This window comes from Devosia sp. CAU 1758 (genome assembly GCF_054482695.1).
Genome location: NZ_JBTLRJ010000008.1, coordinates 1 through 1,557, shown reverse-complemented (window position 1 = coordinate 1,557; position 1,557 = coordinate 1). Strand labels below are relative to the sequence as shown.

At 55.8% G+C, this 1,557-nt stretch carries 1 protein-coding gene; it reads right to left on the bottom strand.

What is annotated here, in order from left to right:
* Nucleotides 1-226: 226 nt before the first annotated feature.
* On the bottom strand, nt 227-1,557 hold a 1,331-nt coding region (locus ACXYMS_RS18175), incomplete at its 5' end, for a hypothetical protein (protein ID WP_458908263.1).

Genomic DNA, 1,557 nt, shown 5'->3' with positions numbered 1-1,557 from the left:
GGGGCGGGTTCCCCGCAGACCCCGGTCGTGGACTGTTAAACCCTAGTCCGCGGATGTCGGGGTGCGCGAAGTTTGTCAGCGGTCCTGCGACCGCCTCGCATCAACTTACACCCCTTTTCGTGCAAGCTCGTTCGGCAGCTAGACCCTGGGACAACCGGGGCGATAGCAGAGGCGAGCTTTTCCGACTACTCGACCGAATCTATGCCCGAGTAACTTTACACACGAGTCATTTTATAAAGGCATACAGCTCCTTAACGCGAAGGCCGGCGTCGCTGTCAGGCAGCTTATCCGTAATGATCGAGAAGTTGGCCAGAACTGCCGACCATACGTTTCGATCCACCTCGGCCATTTTTTCGAGGATGCAGGCGTTCTTCTCGGCACCATCTCCGACATGTAGACGAAGCTGTTGCTCACCTTCGTCGATCTGAGCAGACAGTTCCCCGCAGACAAGATAGTCCGCGCTTCGACTGGCGGGATCTTGGAGAACGTTCCGGCGGAATACCAGGCGGAAGAGCCGTAAGTTTGCGACTTCATCAGAGCCGCCCGAGAAGTCAGTAAAGAGGCTCATCGCTGGTATTTCTACCTCCTCGCCGTCGATAGCGCTCCCCCTTAACCTCAGCAGATACTCAACGAAATTTTGATCTTCATACTGAGTGCTGACTAGGGCTCTCGTGACGTCAAAGGTGCTCTCACTGACGACATCGCCGATGCCGGTGGCGATCGGAGCACTGGCAATGCCGTCGTCTACCTTTGGGAACTTCGCTGTCACAAGCGCGGTGGCCGATTCAACAGCTTCTGGCGTCATGTCGAATGGACGGTAGCAATTTATGGGATATGGCACCCAGGTTGACGCCATCATATCGCGATCCACTCGGTCCACCGTGTCGTTCATGGCCAAAAGATAGCGGATGCGGCTTGCATTCTCGGCGTCGGGATAGTTGGAGAGATAAAAAATCATCCACCAGTAATGTTCGGCGTTCTCGCGGTAGAAGCGGGTCTGGGTCGATCCATCACCAGGATTGTTGAAACCCTCCCGAGCCAGTGGCGCAATGAGAGCAATATCGCGGTCTGCATCGAGCATAAACTGAACCGCACGCTGGAACTCTTCCTCGATATCTGCCGGTATGCGGCCACCCTGGTTCTGTACGATGTCCAGCACGGCAGCGATGGCGAGCAAACCTTGGCTTTGATAGTGCAGCGCCCGGTCGCCTCGATTAGCGTTTTTGAGGATGGCACCGGAATCGCTAACTACCTCGCGGATGACATTGTAATAGGCTTCGACATGGGTCCGATAAGCGTCCTCGTCGCCGTCGAGAATAGCCTTGGCGAGTAGTGGCCGACCTTCTAAGCGCCAGATGCCATTGGGAGATTGACTGAAAATGGCGTCTCCTATCGGTCCGCCGTACTTACCTACCAGAGCATCTGCCCAGTTTCGGACAGGCAGCAACCGTTCTGCCGGCATCCCATCAAGCATCGCCAGCGCATAATAGACGGCGTATCCAAGTTGAGCAGCATTCTCCATGTCGAGCACCGGAGCAGATGCTGAAGGGCGGTAGT